Below are 17,751 nucleotides of genomic sequence, written 5' to 3' on the forward strand. Positions count from 1 at the left end.
GTGGAGTGTCCACCGTATCGGACGGGGTCTAGCCTCGCGATGTGGACAATTCTCGCACCCGGCCGCGCGTCGGCCACATCCAGTTCCTCAACTGCCTGCCCCTCTACTGGGGGCTCGCGAGAACCGGCACCCTCCTCGACTTCGAGCTGACGAAGGACACCCCGGAGAAGCTCAGCGAGCGCCTGGTGTCGGGCGACCTCGACATCGGGCCCATCACCCTCGTCGAGTTCCTCAAGAACGCCGACGACCTGGTCGCCTTCCCCGACATCGCGGTCGGCTGCGACGGCCCGGTGATGTCCTGCGTCATCGTCTCCCAGGTGCCGTTGGCGCAACTGGACGGCGCCCGGGTCGCCCTCGGCTCGACGTCCCGCACCTCCGTGCGCCTCGCCCAGCTGCTGCTGGCGGACCGTTTCGGGGTCCGGCCGGACTACTACACCTGCCCGCCCGACCTCAGCCTGATGATGCAGGACGCCGAGGCGGCCGTACTCATCGGGGACGCGGCGCTGCGGGCCAACCTGCTGGACGGACCGAAGTTCGGCCTGGAGGTGCACGACCTCGGGGCGCTCTGGAAGGAGTGGACCGGCCTGCCGTTCGTCTTCGCGGTGTGGGCGGCCCGCCGGGAGTACCTGGAGCGCGAGCCGGTCATCACCCGCCAGGTCCACGAGGCCTTCATCGAGTCCCGCAACCTCTCCCTCGACGAGGTCGGCAAGGTCGCCGAGCAGGCCGCCCGCTGGGAGGAGTTCGACGAGCAGGTGCTGGAGCAGTACTTCACCACCCTCGACTTCCGCTTCGGCGGGCCCCAGCTGGAGGCCGTGGCCGAGTTCGCCCGCCGGGTCGGCCCGACGACCGGCTTCCCGGCGGACGTGAAGGTCGAGCTGCTCCGGCCGTAGCCACGGCACTACGCTGCTGCCGAGTCCAACGGGGCCCCGCGGGGGCGCCTTTCGGGGGAGAGGTGGACGTCCCATGCAGCCGCTCGGAGCCGACGAACCCGCAGCCGTGGGTCCCTACCGGCTGCTCGGCCGCCTCGGATCCGGCGGGATGGGCCGCGTCTACCTGGGCCGCAGCGCCGGAGGCCGCACGGTCGCCGTGAAGATCGTGCACCCGCACCTCGCGCTCGACGAGGAGTTCCGCGCCCGCTTCCGGCGCGAGGTCGACGCCGCGCGGCGGGTCGGCGGCGCGTGGACCGCGCCGGTCCTGGACGCCGACCCGGAGGCCACAGTGCCGTGGGTCGCCACGGGCTACGCGGCCGGCCCGTCCCTGGCCGCGGCGGTCTCCTCCGGCGGCGGACCGCTGCCCGAGCGTTCCGTACGGGTGCTGGGCGCGGGTCTGGCGGAGGCCCTGGGAGCCGTGCACGAACTGGGCCTGGTCCACCGGGACGTGAAGCCGTCCAACGTTCTGCTGACGGTGGACGGTCCGCTGCTCATCGACTTCGGCATCGCCCGGGCCACCGACGGCACGGCCTCGCTCACCTCGACCGGCGTCTCGGTCGGCTCGCCCGGTTACATGGCCCCCGAGCAGATCCTCGGCAAGGTCGCGTCCGGCGCGGCCGACGTCTTCTCCCTCGGCGCGGTGCTCGCGTACGCGGCGACCGGGCGGCCCCCGTTCCCCGGCGACTCCTCCGCCGCGCTCCTCTACAAGGTCGTCCACGAGCAGCCCGAGCTGGGCGAGCCGGACGACGGGCTGCGGGGCGGCCTCCGGGAGGTGGTCGAGGCCTGTCTCGCCAAGGACCCGACCGCCCGGCCCGCCCCCGCCGAGGTGGCCCGGCGGCTCGCCCCCGAGGGCGCGGCCCGGCTGGTGGCGGACGGGTGGCTGCCGGGCGCGCTGGTGGAGCAAGTGGGGCGCAGCGCCGTACAGCTGCTGAACCTGGAGGGGACGGGGGCCGGCGGGGAACCGGTCGCGTCCGGGCCGGTGGGGTCCGGCGGCCCGGCGGTGACCTCGGGGAAGCCCGCGGTGCCGCTGGGCGAGTTCGGGCCGCCGCCGGTGATGGGCGGGGGCGCCGCCACTCCGGCCGACCGGCCGCGTCCCGTCCCCGAGCAGAGAGACGCCGGGCCGTGGGACGCCGGGCCGAGGGAGGCCGGGCCGGCGGCCACCGGCCCGGACCGGCCGGGCAAGGTGTCCGTCACCGTGGCCGCCTCCGCGACGCCGGGTGAGGGCGGCCGCGGGCGGCGGCTGAGCTGCACCGTCGCGCTGGCCGTCGCCGGGGCGATGGCGGCGGTCACGGTCGGGTCGGTGTTCCTGTTCCGCATGCTGCCGGGCGACGACGACCACAACGACGCCTCCGGCAGCGACGCCTCCTCCTCGGCCCCCGCCGGCGGTTCGAGTTCCGGCCCGGCCGCCTCGCAGGCGCCCACCGCGCTCCCGGCCCGCTACGTCGGCACCTGGGAGGGCGAGGGCAGCGGCCTCGGCGGCACCCTGCCGATGGGCACCTTCCGGGTGACGGTCCGCCAGGCCGACGTGGGCGACGAACTGGGGGAGCTGCGCCAGACCGATGTGCTCGGCGCCGTCTGCGTCGACGTCCTGACGCTGAAACAGGTGACGGCCAAGGAGGTCGTCGCCACCTCGGTCGGTGCCGAGAGCAACCACGGCGGCTGCAATCCCGAGCCCCACACGATCCGGCTCGTCCCGACCGGCGACGACCTGACGTACTCCTCGGACAGCGCGGCGGAGGGCAATCCGAAGGCCCGCATGTCGAAGGTCTCCCGGTGAGCCGCTCCCGGGCCAGGACCGGCTGGGGTGTCGTCGGAGGCGTCCTCTTTCTCGTGACCCTCCTCGCCGTGCTGCTGTCCGCCATGGGCCTGTGGAGGTGGTTCGTACGCGTGACGGCGCCGGCGCTGGTGGACCTGCCCGGCGGCGGCTGGACGGCCGGCGCACTGCTCGGCCTGCTGTCGGTGGCCGGCTGGGCCGGCGGCGCTTGGTGCTCCTCCCCGGACCGTGACCGGACCCAGGGACGGACCCAGGGGCCGGGCCGGGACCGGAGCCGGAGCCAGGGCCAGGCCCGGGACGAGGCCCAGGGCCCGCAGCGCGGTCGCTCCGGTGGGGCACGGGCCGGGCTCCTGGCCGGGGGAGCGGTGTGCTGGACGGTGGCGTTCGGCGCGCCGATGTACGTCCTCGGCGCCCTGCCCGGCCGGAACTGCCGCTCGGGCGGGGCGATGTGCGCGTACCTCCCGGGCACGGGCAGCGCCCTCCTCGCGTACGCGGCCACGGCCGCGCTGCTCGGCTTTCTCCGGTACCGCCGGCGCGGCGCGGTGACCGCGGCGCGCCGCGCGGAGGAGCGCGCCCGGATGAGGAGACTGCGCAAGAAGGGCAAGGGCAGGAGCAGGGCGGCGAGGTCTTCATGAGCCCCCGTCACGGATACCGGGACCGCTGCCGATGACCACGCCTCCCGACGACCTGACGCTGATCGCCGTCGCCCTGCTGTGGGGCGCCGTCGCGGGCGCGCTGCTGCCGCGGGCCGCCCACCGGTTCGCCGTGCCGTGGGAGGAGCGGCACGACGGCTGGCGGACGGCCTGCCCGGGCGGGCATCCGATCCGCGGGTGGCTCGGACGGGCGCGCTGCGAGCGGTGCGCCACCCCCTACGCGCCCGGTGCGGTCGGTCTTCCCCTGCTCACCGCCGTCGTCTGCGCCGCGCTCGCCGCCGCGACCGGGGTCCGCCCCGAACTCGTCGTCTGGCTGCTGCTCGCGCCCGCCGGGGTGCTGCTGGCCGCCGTCGACCTGCGGGTGCGCCGGCTGCCCGATCCGCTCACCCTCCCGCTCGCGGCCGCCGCCCTCGTCCTGCTGGGCCCGGCCGCGCTGCTGCCCGAGCACGCCGGAGAGTGGACGACGGCCCTGCTGGGCGCGCTCGCCCTCGGCGCCGGATTCCTCGTGCTGCATCTCGTCCACCCGGGCGGCATGGCCTACGGCGACGTGAAGCTGGCCCTCCCGATGGGCGCCGTCCTCGGCTGGTACGGCTGGCCGACGGTCATGCTGGGCACGTTCGCCGCGTTCCTGCTCGGGGCGCTGTACGGCGGCGCCCTCGCGGTCGCCGGCCGGGCCGGCCGCAGGACGATGATCGCCTTCGGACCGTTCATGCTCGCCGGGACCCTCGCCGGGCTGCTGGTCGGTGCGTACGCGGCCTGACGTCCGGGTGCCGGGACCGCTGGCGTAGGCTGGTTCGGTCCGTCCACAACCCTTGACGAAAGGGACGCTCCGGTGCCCGAGAAGGCCGACCTCCAGTCTGTGCTCGACCGTGCCGCGGACGGCGGGCGGATCACCGCGGAAGAGGCTCTCGACCTCTACCGTGACGCCCCGCTGCACGCGCTCGGCGCCGCCGCCGACGCCGTACGCCGCCGGATGTACGCGGGCACCGAGCACATCGCCACGTACATCATCGAGCGGAACATCAACTACACGAACGTGTGCGTCACGGCGTGCAAGTTCTGCGCCTTCTACGCGGCCCCCAAGGACACCGCCAAGGGCTGGACGCGCGACCTCGACGACATCCTGCGGCGGTGCGCCGAGACCGTCGAGCTCGGCGGCACGCAGATCATGTTCCAGGGCGGCCACCACCCGGACTACGGGGTGGAGTACTACGAGAAGCACTTCGCGGCCATCAAGGAGGCGTTCCCGCAGCTGGTGATCCACTCGCTGGGAGCGTCCGAGGTCGAGCACATGGCGCGGATCTCGAAGGTGTCGGTCGAGGAGGCCATCACCCGCATCCACGCCGCCGGCCTCGACTCCTTCGCCGGCGCCGGCGCCGAGCTGCTCCCCGCCCGTCCCCGCAAGGCCATCGCCCCGCTCAAGGAGTCCGGCGAGCGCTGGCTGGAGATCATGGAGACCGCGCACGGGCTGGGCGTCGAGTCGACGTCCACCATGCTGATGGGCACCGGCGAGACCAACGCCGAGCGCATCGAGCACCTGCGGATGATCCGTGACGTGCAGGACCGGACGGGCGGCTTCCGGGCCTTCATCCCGTACACGTACCAGCCCGAGAACAACCACCTCAAGGGCCGCACCCAGACGACGCTCTTCGAGTACCTGCGGATGATCGCGGTCGCCCGGCTGTTCTTCGACAACGTCCGGCACATCCAGGGCTCGTGGCTGACGACGGGCAAGGAGGTCGGCCAGCTCTCCCTGCACTACGGCGCGGACGACCTCGGCTCGATCATGCTGGAGGAGAACGTCGTCTCCTCGGCCGGCGCCAAGCACCGCTCCAACCGCCTCGAGATCATCGACCTGATCCGGAAGGCGGGCCGGGTCCCGGCCCAGCGCGCGACGACCTACGAGCACCTCGTGGTGCACGACGACCCGGCGAACGACCCGGTGGACGAGCGGGTCATGTCCCACATCTCGTCGACCGCGATCGCCGGCGGCACCGCCCACCCCGAACTGAAGCTCCTCGCCTCCAACTAGGGCTCTCTTGCTGACGATCCACGCCGACTCCAGGGGCCGGGCGCTCGCCGTCGAAGGCGCTCTCATCGCCGCGACCGGTCCGCTGGAGCAGCTCGTCGCCGCGTACCCGTCGGCGCGGGTGCGCCGGTGGCCCGGCATCCTGACGCCCGGTCTCGTCAACCCGCACGGCACGGAGTTGCTGGAGGGGGCCTACCATCCCGACCCGCGCGAGGCCGGCGAGCTGGGCACCGAGCCGCTGACCGGGGACGCGCTCACGGCGCTGGCCCCGGACGACGTGCGCTGGGGCGCGAGCGCCCGGCGCGGGGTGCAGCGCATGCTGGCCCACGGCACGGTGGCGGTGGCCTGCGCGGAACCGCGGCGCCGCGCGGTACGGGACGCCGTGGCCCGCTCCGGCCTGGTGATCGTGGCCCGGACCGCGGAGCACCCCGGCGGGGCGCCCTCGCTGGATCCGTACGCCTGCGGCCTGCCCGTGGAGTTCGCCGCGCCCAGGGAACGCGGCTCCGCCGCCCGCTTCGCCGTCTTCGACGTGCCCGACGAGGCGTCCCTGCCGATCCGGGGCGCGAGGACCTGCGTGGCCACGGTGATCGACGGCCGCCTGGTCCACCGGCGGCGCTGAACCGCGCCCGAGAGGCGCAGCAGGCGGCAGGCGGTCCAGGCGGCCGACGGCCGGCAGCGGACACCGGGCAGTGGTCACAGGGCAGTCGACAGCCGGCCGGCCCCGGCGAGTCCTAACCCGAGAACGCCTCGGCGAAGGCGCCCGAACTCTGTTCCACGCCGCTGCAGTTGGTCAGCGCGTCGTCCGTGGCGGAGCCGTCCTCGCACTGCTGGTCGCGGAACGTCGACCACATGGACACCCAGGAGATGCCCTTCTCCTCGGCGAACGTCCGCACCTCCGCCGCGTCCGCGAGCGAGAACGTCTCGTTGTCGACGTCGTTGGTGCCGATCATCGAGGTGAGCGCCATCCCCTTCCACGCGTCGGCGTCCGTCGTCCCGAACACCTTCTTCAGCTGCGCCTGCGCGGCCGTCGCCGAGGTGATCGCGTATCCGCCCATGTCACCGGCGTACGACTCGCCGTAGTTCATCGTCATGAGGTTGACGGTGGAGACCTGGACGTCGTACTTGTTCGCGGACGTCAGCAGCGCGAGGCTGTCGGAGTCCAGCCCCGAGGGCATCACCGGGAGGGTGAAGGACACCTCGACTTCCGGACGCTCCTCCTGGAGGGCCGCGATCGCCTGCGAACGCAGCGCGACCGAGTCGGAGTCGGTCAGTTCGTCGCCCTCGATGTCGAAGTCGGCCTGGGTGGACCCGGCCGCGTCGAGCGCCTCGCCGTACGCCTGCGCGAGTTCGGACACGCTGTCACAGGTGGCCGCCAACTCCTTGCCGGACGCGCCGCCGAAGGAGACGCGCACCGTGGAGCCCGACGCGGTCAGCGCCGCGATACGGGATTTCACGGCGGAGTCGCCGATGGCGTTCGTACCGTTCCATTTCGGCGTACAGCCGCTGCCGCCCGAGATGACGAACGCCAGGTTGTACGTCGACGGCGAGCCGGCCGAGTCGTTGGCATTGGCCTCCACCGCGCTCACGTAGGGCGCGTAGGAGGGGCCGGTACTCGATGACGTGGCGCTGGGCGATGGTGAGGGACTGCTCGCCTGTTCGCTCTCCGTGGGGGGCGCCGCGTCCGACGTGCCGTCGGAACCCGCGGAGCATCCTGTAACGGCCAGGGCGAACAAGCAGGTGACCCCGGCCATCGGCATCAGGAAACTCCTCATTGCGCATGCACCCAATCTCGTGATTTCTGTCTCAGCATGGAAACAAAGCGTGTTTCCCAAATGGAAATGTCTCACAAGTGGGCGGTGCGCGCGGGAACAGCGGACACACAGACAGTTCATGGAGATAAGCGCGCAAAAGGTGATATCCAGACGCCCAAAAGGGGCAATCAACCTTCCCGTGATGGGCAGGCGCCGCGTACCGGATTCGGGGTTCTCTCAGCGAAGAGACAGGTTCACGTCTTTCTCATGGGTGTCTCACAAGTGGCGCAGAGTTTTTGCCACATAAAGGCTCTCTAATATCCGTGGAATGCAATCCGAGCCTGCCATCGAAAGCCGTGCCGCCGCTCGCGGCAGCCGTCGCGGCCGCAAACGTGACGACGCCTCCGCCGAGGGGCCCGTGTTCGTTGACAACTCCGGACGCAGGTCCAAGCTGCTGCGCCGGATCGGTCTCCTCATGGGGGTCGGCTGCCTCGTGTACGCCGTCGTCCTGGGCGCCGCCTTCATGGGCTGGGGCACCTCCCTGGCTCCTTCCTCCCTGTTGCCGTTCGGCAACGGAGCCCCCGGTGGGGCCCAGAACTCCGGCCCCGGCGTCCAGCCGCAGGGTGGTATCGGCACCCCGCCCTCGAGGCCCACCGGCACTCCGCCCACGGGCGCCGCCACGGGCGAGCCGCCGAGCTCCGCCCCGACCGCGACGGCCTCCGCGGCCACCAACTGACCGGAGTTCAGCCACTCCCATGACGACCACTTCCTCTCGCGGCCGCCGTCGTGCCCCGACCCGCATGTCGCGGGCGGCGGGCAAGGCCGCGGCGCTCCAGAAACCGCGTGTCATCCTCGCCCTGCTGCTTCTGCTCGCGCTGACCAGCGTGATGCTCCTCGACGGCTATCTGCGCGCCGAGGTCGGCGGCGACGAGCGGGTGCGCACCGGGGCCAGCGCCGCCAAGGTGCCCGAAAAGATCCTCGACGGCGGCCCGATCCTGACCTTCCAGGGCGGCCAGGCCACCACCGTCTCGGTGCCGGACAAGACGATCGCGCTGACCTTCGACGACGGGCCCAACCCGACCTGGACGCCCCAGGTGCTCAAGATCCTCCAGGAGTACGACGTGCCCGGCACGTTCTTCCTGGTCGGATCGATGGTCTCGCGCTACCCGGGCATCGTGAAGGACATGGTCGACGAGGGCAACGAGGTGGGCATCCACACCTTCACCCACGTCGACCTCTCCTACCAGTCCGACGCCCGCGTCGACCGGGAGATGGAGCAGACCCAGCTCGCGCTGGCAGGCGCGGCCGGCATCACGACGACGCTCTTCCGCGCCCCGTACTCCTCCGAGACGGACGCGATCGACAACTACAGCTGGCCCATCTACAAGAAGCTGGGCGAGGACGGCTACACCAGTGTCTTCGTCGACACGGACAGCGACGACTGGAAGAAGCCGGGCGTCTCGAAGATCATCAAGTGGGCCACGCCCGAGGACGACAAGGGCGCGTCGGTGCTCTTCCACGACGCCGGTGGCGAGCGCTCGCAGACGATCAAGGCGCTGCCGAAGTACATCGAGAAGATGAAGGCCGCGGGCTACACCTTCACCACCATCAGCGGCGTCATGCAGGAGCAGAACGCGGCGGCCCGGGGAGCCTCCGGCACCGGTCAGCAGCAGGCCGCGGGCGCGGCCGGCGCGCAGCCCGGCAACGTGGTCCCCGACGGCGAGGGCGGCGCCGGCGGCACCGGTGGCAACGGCGGGACCGCCCAGACCGTCAACCGGCTCCAGGCTTCCCATCGTGAGGCCACCGGCGTGACGCTCTACGAGGGCAAGGCCCTCATCGCGGCGGTGACCCTCGCCGAGTGGACCGTCCCGGCGCTGTCGGTGGGGCTGATGGTCGTCGGCGTGGCGGTCATGGGCCGGTTCGGGATGATGCTGATCCTGGCCCGCAGGCACTACAGGAAGCGCAACAAGCGCCGCTTCAGCTGGGGGCCGACGGTCACCCGTCCGGTCAGCGTGATCGTCCCGGCGTACAACGAGAAGGAGTGCATCGCCAACACCTTGAAGTCGCTGGCGAAGAGCACTCATCCGATCGAGATCATCGTGGTGGACGACGGTTCGACGGACAACACGTCCGAGATCTCGCGCGAGGCCGCGAGGGCCCTCGGCATGACGAACGTCCGCGTCATCCGGCAGGAGAACGCGGGCAAGCCGGCCGCCCTCAACAACGGTGTCCGCAGCGCCAGTTACGACATCGTCGTGATGATGGACGGCGACACGGTCTTCGAGCCGGACGCCGTGCACCAGCTCGTGCAGCCCTTCGCCGACCCGAAGGTCGGCGCGGTCGCCGGCAACGCCAAGGTCGGCAACCGCGACACGATCATCGGCGCCTGGCAGCACATCGAGTACGTGATGGGCTTCAACCTCGACCGCCGCATGTACGACCTCATGCGGTGCATGCCGACGATCCCCGGCGCGATCGGCGCGTTCCGCCGCGAGGCCGTGCTCGAGGTCGGCGGCATGAGCGAGGACACCCTCGCCGAGGACACCGACATCACCATCGCCATGCACCGCGCGGGCTGGCAGGTCGTCTACCAGGAGCACGCCAAGGCCTGGACGGAGGCGCCCGGCTCGCTGAAGCAGCTGTGGTCCCAGCGCTACCGCTGGTCCTACGGCACCATGCAGGCGCTGTGGAAGCACCGCAAGTCCCTGACGGACAAGGGGCCCTCGGGCCGCTTCGGCCGGGTCGGCATGCCCCTCGTGGTCATCTTCCAGATCATCACGCCGGTCTTCGCCCCGCTCATCGACGTGTTCACGATCTACTCGATGATCTTCATCGACTTCCAGGCGGCCCTGCTGGCCTGGCTGGCGGTCCTCGGCATCCAGCTGGGCTGTGCGGCCTACGCCTTCCGGCTGGACCGCGAGAAGTACCGGTACCTGCTGATGATGCCGCTGCAGCAACTGGCCTACCGCCAGATGATGTACCTGGTCCTCATCCACTCCTGCATCACCGCTCTCACCGGCGGCCGTCTGCGCTGGCAGAAGCTCAAGCGCACCGGTGAGGTCGGCACCCCCGCCGGGGTGAGCTGATGAGCTGGGAGCAGCAGGGCTACGGTCCCGGGCCCGCGCGGGGCCAGGGGCCGGGGTACGGGCCGGGCCAGGACCAGGGAACCGGTCAGGAGCAGGGACCCGGTCAGGAGCAGGGGCAGGGGTACGGGCCGGGGCAGCAGTACGGCCACGGACACGGGCAGCCGTCGTCGTACCCGTACGGGTACGACGAGTACGGGCAGCAGCCGTATCCGCAGCAGCCCTCGCCCCAGCCCTACGGGCAGCAGCCGTATCCACAGCAGCCGTCTCCGCAGGAGTACGCCCAGTACGCCCAGTACGCGCAGAACGCCGAGTTCGCGCAGAGCGCCGACTACGGGCGGACCGGCGCTCACGGGCAGGCCGGTGCGTACGGGCAGAGCGCGGACCACGCCCGGAACGCGGAGTACGGCCAGGGTGTCGCCGTCGACGAGACGGCCCCCCTGCCGGCGGTGGACGCGGACCCGGAACCGGACCCGGAACCCGTCCGGGGGCAGGACGCCCGGGCGGCGGTCGCCGAGGAGGTGACGGAGGAGTCCGCGCCCCCGTCCGAGCCCGCCGCTCCCCAGCGCGACCGCTACTTCGACACGCTCCGCGCCCTGGCTCTCGTCCGGGTCGTGGCCTACCACGCCTTCGGCTGGGCCTGGGCGGGCATGGTCTTCCCGTCCATGGGGATCATGTTCGGCCTGGCCGGCACCCTGATGGCGAAGTCCCTGGAACGTCCGGCGCCGAAGGTGGTGAAGAGCCGCCTCCGCCGGCTCCTCCCTCCCTTCTGGTTCTGGGGCGTCTTCGTCGTCCTGGCGATGCTGGTCCACGGCTGGCTGCCGAACTGGGAGATCGTCTACTGGATCGTGCCCCTGGGCGACCCGCCGGGCAACGCCTGGGGCCAGCAGGCCTGGGAGATCCTCTGGTACCTGCGGACGTACCTCTGGTTCGTCCTGCTCTCCCCGCTCCTGCTGCGGCTGTTCCGGCTGGCCCCGGTCCCCGTGCTCGCGCTCTCCCTCGCGCCGATCCTGGTGCTCACCTTCGTGTGGGCGGGCCCGGACAACCGTGTCGGCACCGCGATGTGGGACCTGTCGACGTACCTCTTCTGCTGGATGCTCGGCTTCGCGCACCGCGACGGCGTCCTCCAGCGCATGAAGCCGGCCCTGGTGGTCGTGGTGTCGCTCGCCGCGATCGGGTTCGGCGGCTGGTACGCCGTCACGCACCAGGCCGAGTTCGGCACCTACGACCTCGACGAGGACCCCCTCGCGCAGGCGTTCTGGTCGGCGGGCTTCGTCATGCTGCTGATGTGGGCGAAGGCCTGCTTCGGGATCGACTTCGCCTGGCTCACCCGCTTCCGGCGCACGAACCGGATCGTCGGCGTCTTCAACGCGCGCGCGGTGACGATCTACCTCTGGCACGAGATCGCCCTGATCCTGGCCGTGCCGCTGATCGACCGGTTCTGGGACATCCCCGCCTTCGAGAAGTACCTGCCGCTGGAGAGCCAGTGGTTCATGTTCGGCGTGGGCTGGCTGCTGATCGTCCTGTTCGTGCTGCTCTGCGGGTGGGTCGAGGACGTCGCGGCACGGAAGAAGCCGAGGCTCCTGCCGTGAGCCGGTGAGGAGGGGGCTGCCACAATGGGCGGGTGACCCGTGCTTCCCTGAACAAGCAGCCCCACGAAGTCGCCTCGATGTTCGACCGCGTGGCGGAACGGTACGACCTGACCAACGACGTCCTGTCGCTCGGCCAGGACCGGAGGTGGCGCAAGGAGGTCGCGAAGGCGGTCGACGCCCGCCCCGCCCAGAAGGTCCTGGACCTCGCGGCGGGTACGGCGACCTCCTCCCTCCCCTTCGCGCGGACCGGCGCGTACGTCGTCCCGTGCGACTTCTCCCTCGGCATGCTCCAGGTCGGGAAGAAGAACCACGCCTGGCTGCCGTTCACCGCCGGGGACGCCACCCGACTGCCCTTCAAGGACGACGTCTTCGACGCCGTCACCATCTCCTTCGGCCTGCGCAACGTGCAGGATTTCGACGCGGCCCTGCGCGAGATGTACCGGGTGACCCGGCCCGGCGGTCGCGTCGTGATCTGCGAGTTCTCGCACCCGACCTGGGCGCCCTTCCGGACCGTCTACACCGAGTACCTGATGCGCGCGCTGCCCCCGGTCGCCCGTACGGTCTCCTCCAACCCGGACGCCTACGTCTACCTCGCCGAGTCCATCCGCGCCTGGCCCGACCAGCCCGCCCTCGCCGAGCACCTGCGCAAGGCCGGCTGGTCGAAGGTCGCCTGGCGCAACCTGACGGGCGGCGTGGTGACCCTGCACCGGGGCTTCAAGGAAGCCTGACGCACGGACCGCACCCGACCCGGACCCGCGACTCGAACCCCTACCCGGCCGGCCCCCCGACCCGGACCTCCGGCGCGGCTCGGGCCGGTCGGCCCGCCGTCAGCCGGTGATCGCCTCGAAGGGATGGCGGGGCCCGTCCAGCTCGCGCTGCAGACCGCCTCCGCCCGGTGCGGGCACCCGGGGCTCGCGCACGCCCGCGCCCCCGCCGCCCTCTCCTTCGCCGAACTCGAACCACACGGTGACGACGGCGCCGCGCGGCACCTCGGCGCCCGGTGGCGGGTACTGACGTACGACGTAGTCCACGACCGCGCGGTGGAACTCGGGGCGGTCCGGTGCGGCCAGCAGCACGCCGTGCGCCATGGCCGCCTCGCGCGCGTCGACGGCCATCAGCCCGACGAGTCTCGGCACGCGCACGTCGGGTGTTTTGGGTGGTATCAGCACAAATGTCACCCCCAGCGGTACTGGAAGAGTAACCGCCCGGGGGTGCCGTCCGGAAGGGATGTGTGTCTTTCTGTAGCCAACGACTACGGAGGGTCACCGCATGCGGGTCCGGCGGCGGCTCCCGCCCGTCACCACGCGAGGCGGTAGCAGCGCCCCTCCCGCTTCGGCTCCGGCGTCGTGAAGACCTCCGCGAGCCGCATGCCCAGCCGCTCCGTGACGGCGATGGACCGCGCGTTGCGCGCGTCGACCATGGCCACCACCCCGGGCACCCCGGCCGCCCGCACCCGTTCCAGCGTCATCTGCGCGGCCGCCGTCACGTACCCCTTGCCCCAGTGCTCGCGTCCGAGCCGCCACCCGATCTCGATCTCGCCCTTGGGTCCCCACTCCTGCGGCCACGGCTGAGCGCCCGTGAACCCGATGACCCGGTCGTCCCGGTCCAGCATCGTCCACAGACAGAAGCCGTGCTCGGCGTCGTGCCGGCGCTGGCGGGCGGTGAGCTCCTCGTAGGCGGACAGCTCCGCGGACCTGCCGCCGTGGAACTCCATCACGTCCGGGTCGTCGAACACCCGGTGCCAGGCGACCGCGTCCTCGTCCGTGGGGACACGCAGCCGTACTACGGGGAGAGCTCGGTTCACGGGGCAGCCCTTCAGCCGGGTGATCAATTCTGCTGAATAGACTGCCCATGTCCAGTGCCGGTCGGCACGAAGATTCCGAACTTGGGGAGATCCCGCCGTGACCGTCGTGAACGAGCCCCTCTCCGAAAACACCGCCGATGTGATCGTCGTCGGCGCGGGGCCGAGCGGCTCCACGACCGCGTACTACCTCGCCAAGGCCGGACTCGACGTACTCCTCCTGGAGAAGACCGAGTTCCCGCGCGAGAAGGTCTGCGGTGACGGCCTCACCCCGCGAGCCACGAAGCAGCTCGTGGCCATGGGCATCGACATCTCCGAGGAGGCCGGCTGGCTGCGCAACAAGGGCCTGCGCATCATCGGCGGCGGGGTCCGCCTCCAGCTGGACTGGCCGGATCTCGCCTCCTTCCCCGACTACGGGCTCGTCCGCAAGCGTGACGACTTCGACGAGCAGCTCGCCCGCCAGGCCCAGAAGGCGGGCGCCCGTCTCTACGAGCGCTGCAACGTCGGTGCCCCGATCGTCGACGACCGCACCGGCCGCATCGTCGGCGTGCACGCCAAGCTCGGCGAGGAGAAGCGCGAAGTCACTTTCCGCGCCCCGCTCGTGGTGGCCGCCGACGGAAACTCCAGCCGGCTCTCGCTGGCGATGGGTCTGCACCGCCGGGAGGACCGCCCGATGGGCGTCGCGGTCCGCACCTACTTCACCTCCCCGCGCCACGAGGACGACTACCTGGAGTCCTGGCTGGAACTGTGGGACCGCCGGGGCCCGGGCGAGGACCGCCTGCTGCCCGGCTACGGCTGGATCTTCGGCATGGGCGACGGGACGTCGAACGTCGGCCTGGGCGTGCTGAACACCTCCGACTCCTTCAAGGAGCTCGACTGGCGCGAGGTCCTCAAGGCCTGGTGCGCGTCCATGCCGGAGGACTGGGGATACACCCCCGAAAACATGACCGGCCCGATCCGCGGCGCCGCCCTTCCCATGGCCTTCAACCGCAAGCCCCACTACACCAAGGGCCTGCTGCTGGTCGGCGACGCCGGCGGCCTGGTGAACCCCTTCAACGGCGAGGGCATCGCCTACGCCATGGAGTCCGGCCAGATCGTGGCCGACGTCATCGTGCAGGCCCACGCCCGCGCCACCCCGGCCCAGCGTGAACTGGCCCTGCAGCGCTACCCGCAGGTCCTCGCGGACACCTACGGCGGCTACTACACGCTGGGCCGCGCCTTCGTGAAGCTCATCGGCAACCCGAAGGTCATGAAGATCGCGACCCAGCGCGGTCTGACCCACCCCCTGCTGATGAAGTTCACCCTGAAGATGCTCGCCAACCTGACGGATCCCACGGGCGGCGACGCGATGGACCGCATCATCAACGGCCTGAGCAAGGTGGCCCCGAAGGCCTGACCACCACCGACCCGGTCCGGACCCGGGACACAGCACCACGGCCCCCGGCCGCGGACCCCGGACACCCCGCCCGGGCACGGAACCGGGCGCCGAACCCGGGCAAGGGAACCCGGGAGCCGGAACCCGGGCAAGGGAACCCGGGAGCCGGAACCCGGGCCATGCAACCCGGGCGCAGAACCGGGCACCGAATCGGCGGCCCGGCGCGAAGGCCTCTTCCCGCCGGGCCGCCGCCCGTCTCTTCCCGCCGGGCCGCCGCCCGTCGGCCTGCCCCCGCCAGGGCCCGGACACCCTGATCGCCGAGGAGTCGCCGGACCGCCGTCCCCGACCGGGAAGCCGCCGGTACGCCTTCGACGACCCGGATCGAGCCGGTACGGCGCCGGGCTGACGGTGTGTCCGACATGTCGGGACATCCTGCCCGAAGTGGCGCCGCCTCGGGCCCGCACGCGACACGGAGAGCGGCGGACGCGGCCGGGAGACCGCCCGGCGCGCCCGTGCGCGTCACCGGACCGGGCTGGTGCGCCCGGGTGTCTTGGAGGCCGCCCTGGGCCGCTACGCGCGCTCTGGAGGCGACTGCCGGACCCCATGAGGGTCGGGGAGCGGCGAGGGCGAGCACGGAACCGCACACATCGGCCGCTCGGGCAGAGCGGGCGACCACGCCGACGCGCTGCGCGGCCGCGTCGACCGACGGCGCGACCGAGCGAACCGCCCACGCGGCTGCGTGAACCGGCCGCGCGGCTCTGTGCGCAGAGGCCGCGCGCGCCGGGAGTGCTCGAAGGGCCGCTGCCCCCGAGCGGCTGCGGCCCTTGCGTGCATGGGGCGCCCTCACGGGCGCCCGTGGGTGTCAGAGCACCCGTACCGCGCCGGTCGGCGGGTCGTACGACATCGGCTTCTCGGCCACACCGGTGGACGGGTTCTGCGCGCCGACGAACATGCCGTCGCCGACGTACACCGCCACGTGGTACGCGCTGCCGGCGCTTCCCCAGTAGAGGATGTCGCCCGGCAGCAGGTTGTCCAGCGACACCTGGGTGCCGAAGGTCGACTGGTCCTGGGAGACGCGCGGCAGGTCGACGCCGACCTGCTTGAAGGCGGTCTGCATGAGACCCGAGCAGTCCCACGAGTTCGGGCCGGTCCCGCCGGAGACGTACGCGTCGCCGATCTGCGCCTTCACGAAGGCGATGACGGCCGCGGCCGAACCGGTCGCCGTGGAGCTGCTCGTGCTGTCGGAGCTGCTGGCCGACGTCGAGGTGAGCGTGGTCCGTTCGGCGGCGCGCGTGGCGCGCTCGGCGGCGGCCTTGCGCGCGGCCTCGGCCTTCTTCTTCGCCTCGGCCTTGGCGTCGGCGAGGTCCTTCTTGGCCTCCTTGGCGGCTGCGGTGGCTGCCGCGTCGCGCTCTGCCTGAAGCTGGTAGTTCGCCGCGGCCTGCTGCGTGGCCTGAGCGGACTGCGCGACCTGAGCGGCCAGGTCGCCCGTGAGGACGGGCAGTTCGAGCGTCTGCGTCACCGGCTCGGCGGCGTTGGCCGAGCCAGCTGCTGTGGCGACGGCCAGCGTGCCGAGGACACCACTGGCGACTCCGGCCCGCATCGCGATCGTCGACGCGCTGCGGCGGGGTTTCCGGTGGCTGCGTATGTGAGCGGTGTGGGACATGGGTACAACCGGTATCAGGGGCTCCTCCATACCTTCAAGAAACGTGTGCTGCGCCACAGTTGTTCAATGGGTGCCTCAAATTCCCCGCCCTGGGTTCTTTATTGACGCCGTAACGGACATTGCGGACGCAGGTGATCAAGCCTGTGATCATGGACTTTCGTCGATACGCCCGGATTGCCCGCCACCTACCACCGGTTGAGACCGTTGGCCAAGCCCGGTTCTTAAGCGCCCCTCACGGATGTGGCGGAGGTCACGGAACGATTACCGGAACGGCCGCGTCCCGCGCGTCCGGCGCGATCGGCTCCGCTTGTGAACGCGTACACGCGTCCACACCCCGGCTCCGCCTCCCCCTGATGTGTGAACGCGTGCCTCTATCAGGGCACCGCGTCCATCACCAATTTGCATGCAAGGGAAGCCTCTTGATATGGAGACGACCCGCGATTCCTGCGGTGACGAGCGCAAATGTCACTTCTTGTGATCACTCTGACGCTTCACGTATGAAGATCACTGTCGATATGACTTCATGATCCTTCGTCAGGTGGTGGAGATCACAAAGCTTGTGTAATACCCCGTGTCGCAGATCACAGAGCGGCGGGCATAAGATGCGGAGCAGTTGGGCTTGTGACCTGCTTCACATGTTCGCGATCTTCGCCGGGACGGGCGGGGTTCGCGGTACCTGGGGCCGCTGAGTCCGACGTCATCGCCAGCAGTCAGTGCCGACTGAGAGGAGCGAGGAGCGGTGAACGCGTATGCGCCCATCCTCGTACTGGGAGCCCTCGGGGCAGGCTTTGCGATCTTCTCCGTGGTCATGGCCACGCTGATCGGTCCGAAGCGGTACAACCGCGCCAAGCTCGAGGCCTATGAGTGCGGTATCGAGCCGACCCCCACGCCGGCCGGCGGCGGGCGCTTCCCCATCAAGTACTACCTGACGGCGATGCTCTTCATCGTCTTCGACATCGAGATCGTCTTCCTCTACCCCTGGGCCGTCACCTTCGACGCCCTGGGTGTTTTCGGGCTCGTGGAGATGTTGCTCTTCGTGCTCACCGTCTTCGTCGCGTACGCGTACGTATGGCGGCGCGGCGGCCTGGAATGGGACTGAGG

16 protein-coding genes are annotated in these 17,751 nt (G+C 71.2%); 12 read left to right on the forward strand and 4 right to left on the reverse strand.

Translation table 11 applies throughout. The features are described 5' to 3' along the window. The first annotated feature begins 41 nt into the window (after window positions 1-41). From J2X68_RS36050 to J2X68_RS36075, 6 genes are all read left to right on the forward strand, one after another. Entirely contained in the window at window positions 42-890 is an 849-nt protein-coding gene (locus tag J2X68_RS36050; protein WP_310436825.1) for a menaquinone biosynthesis protein, read from the forward strand. 73 nt (window positions 891-963) lie between these two features. Next, window positions 964-2,706: a protein kinase domain-containing protein gene (locus J2X68_RS36055; protein WP_310436826.1), complete on the forward strand. Its 1,743-nt coding sequence runs from the start codon at window positions 964-966 to the stop codon at window positions 2,704-2,706. Continuing rightward, window positions 2,703-3,338: a hypothetical protein gene (locus tag J2X68_RS36060; RefSeq protein WP_310436827.1), complete on the forward strand. Its 636-nt coding sequence runs from the start codon at window positions 2,703-2,705 to the stop codon at window positions 3,336-3,338. The genes J2X68_RS36055 and J2X68_RS36060 overlap by 4 nt, the downstream gene beginning before the upstream one ends. A 31-nt stretch (window positions 3,339-3,369) precedes the next feature. Next, entirely contained in the window at window positions 3,370-4,116 is a 747-nt protein-coding gene (locus J2X68_RS36065; protein ID WP_310436828.1) for a prepilin peptidase, read from the forward strand. 72 nt (window positions 4,117-4,188) lie between these two features. Next, window positions 4,189-5,388 (forward strand): cyclic dehypoxanthinyl futalosine synthase, encoded by a 1,200-nt coding sequence (mqnC, locus tag J2X68_RS36070; protein WP_310436829.1) that lies wholly within the window; start codon window positions 4,189-4,191, stop codon window positions 5,386-5,388. A 7-nt stretch (window positions 5,389-5,395) separates the two neighbouring features. Next, on the forward strand, window positions 5,396-6,004 hold the full coding sequence (locus tag J2X68_RS36075) for an imidazolonepropionase-like domain-containing protein (protein ID WP_310436830.1): 609 nt from the start codon (window positions 5,396-5,398) through the stop codon (window positions 6,002-6,004). A gap of 112 nt (window positions 6,005-6,116) precedes the next feature. Here J2X68_RS36075 and J2X68_RS36080 read toward each other — a convergent pair whose 3' ends face one another. Further along, on the reverse strand, window positions 6,117-7,157 hold the full coding sequence (locus J2X68_RS36080) for a chitinase (protein ID WP_310436831.1): 1,041 nt from the start codon (window positions 7,155-7,157) through the stop codon (window positions 6,117-6,119). A 307-nt stretch (window positions 7,158-7,464) separates the two neighbouring features. Here J2X68_RS36080 and J2X68_RS36085 point away from each other — a divergent pair, with 307 nt between their 5' ends. From J2X68_RS36085 to J2X68_RS36100, 4 genes are all read left to right on the forward strand, one after another. Further along, a complete protein-coding gene (locus J2X68_RS36085) occupies window positions 7,465-7,872 on the forward strand; it encodes a hypothetical protein (RefSeq protein WP_310436832.1) in 408 nt (135 codons plus the stop codon). Between the two features lie 19 nt (window positions 7,873-7,891). Then, on the forward strand, window positions 7,892-10,222 hold the full coding sequence (locus J2X68_RS36090) for a glycosyltransferase (RefSeq protein ID WP_310436833.1): 2,331 nt from the start codon (window positions 7,892-7,894) through the stop codon (window positions 10,220-10,222). A 437-nt stretch (window positions 10,223-10,659) separates the two neighbouring features. Next, the gene (locus J2X68_RS36095; RefSeq protein WP_399041676.1) at window positions 10,660-11,811 is read left to right on the forward strand and encodes an acyltransferase; all 1,152 of its coding nucleotides are present in this window, start codon (window positions 10,660-10,662) and stop codon (window positions 11,809-11,811) included. A gap of 32 nt (window positions 11,812-11,843) precedes the next feature. Continuing rightward, the gene (locus J2X68_RS36100) at window positions 11,844-12,539 is read left to right on the forward strand and encodes a demethylmenaquinone methyltransferase (protein ID WP_310436835.1); all 696 of its coding nucleotides are present in this window, start codon (window positions 11,844-11,846) and stop codon (window positions 12,537-12,539) included. A gap of 99 nt (window positions 12,540-12,638) precedes the next feature. Here the strand turns inward: J2X68_RS36100 and J2X68_RS36105 are convergent, their stop codons facing one another. Further along, the gene (locus J2X68_RS36105) at window positions 12,639-12,953 is read right to left on the reverse strand and encodes a PASTA domain-containing protein (RefSeq protein WP_310436836.1); all 315 of its coding nucleotides are present in this window, start codon (window positions 12,951-12,953) and stop codon (window positions 12,639-12,641) included. Between the two features lie 155 nt (window positions 12,954-13,108). After that, the gene (locus J2X68_RS36110; RefSeq protein ID WP_310436837.1) at window positions 13,109-13,615 is read right to left on the reverse strand and encodes a GNAT family N-acetyltransferase; all 507 of its coding nucleotides are present in this window, start codon (window positions 13,613-13,615) and stop codon (window positions 13,109-13,111) included. A 97-nt stretch (window positions 13,616-13,712) separates the two neighbouring features. Between J2X68_RS36110 and J2X68_RS36115 the strand changes: the two genes are divergently transcribed. Next, on the forward strand, window positions 13,713-15,008 hold the full coding sequence (locus J2X68_RS36115; protein WP_310436838.1) for a geranylgeranyl reductase family protein: 1,296 nt from the start codon (window positions 13,713-13,715) through the stop codon (window positions 15,006-15,008). Between the two features lie 841 nt (window positions 15,009-15,849). Here the strand turns inward: J2X68_RS36115 and J2X68_RS36120 are convergent. Next, window positions 15,850-16,650, reverse strand: coding sequence for a C40 family peptidase (locus J2X68_RS36120; RefSeq protein WP_310436839.1), 801 nt, complete (start codon window positions 16,648-16,650; stop codon window positions 15,850-15,852). A 739-nt stretch (window positions 16,651-17,389) separates the two neighbouring features. Between J2X68_RS36120 and J2X68_RS36125 the strand changes: the two genes are divergently transcribed. After that, window positions 17,390-17,749, forward strand: coding sequence for an NADH-quinone oxidoreductase subunit A (locus J2X68_RS36125; protein ID WP_007383963.1), 360 nt, complete (start codon window positions 17,390-17,392; stop codon window positions 17,747-17,749). The last annotated feature ends 2 nt before the right edge of the window (window positions 17,750-17,751 follow it).

It is taken from the genome of Streptomyces sp. 3330 (assembly GCF_031456635.1).
In the GTDB taxonomy this organism is placed as follows: domain Bacteria; phylum Actinomycetota; class Actinomycetes; order Streptomycetales; family Streptomycetaceae; genus Streptomyces.

Coding starts and splice junctions, on each gene's coding strand:
- J2X68_RS36065 (WP_310436828.1), top strand. CDS start 3,370: ATGACCACGCCTCCCGACGACCTGACGCTGATCGCCGTCGCCCTGCTG.
- J2X68_RS36080 (WP_310436831.1), bottom strand. CDS start 7,157: ATGAGGAGTTTCCTGATGCCGATGGCCGGGGTCACCTGCTTGTTCGCC.
- J2X68_RS36085 (WP_310436832.1), top strand. CDS start 7,465: ATGCAATCCGAGCCTGCCATCGAAAGCCGTGCCGCCGCTCGCGGCAGC.
- J2X68_RS36120 (WP_310436839.1), bottom strand. CDS start 16,650: ATGTCCCACACCGCTCACATACGCAGCCACCGGAAACCCCGCCGCAGC.
- J2X68_RS36055 (WP_310436826.1), top strand. CDS start 964: ATGCAGCCGCTCGGAGCCGACGAACCCGCAGCCGTGGGTCCCTACCGG.
- J2X68_RS36090 (WP_310436833.1), top strand. CDS start 7,892: ATGACGACCACTTCCTCTCGCGGCCGCCGTCGTGCCCCGACCCGCATG.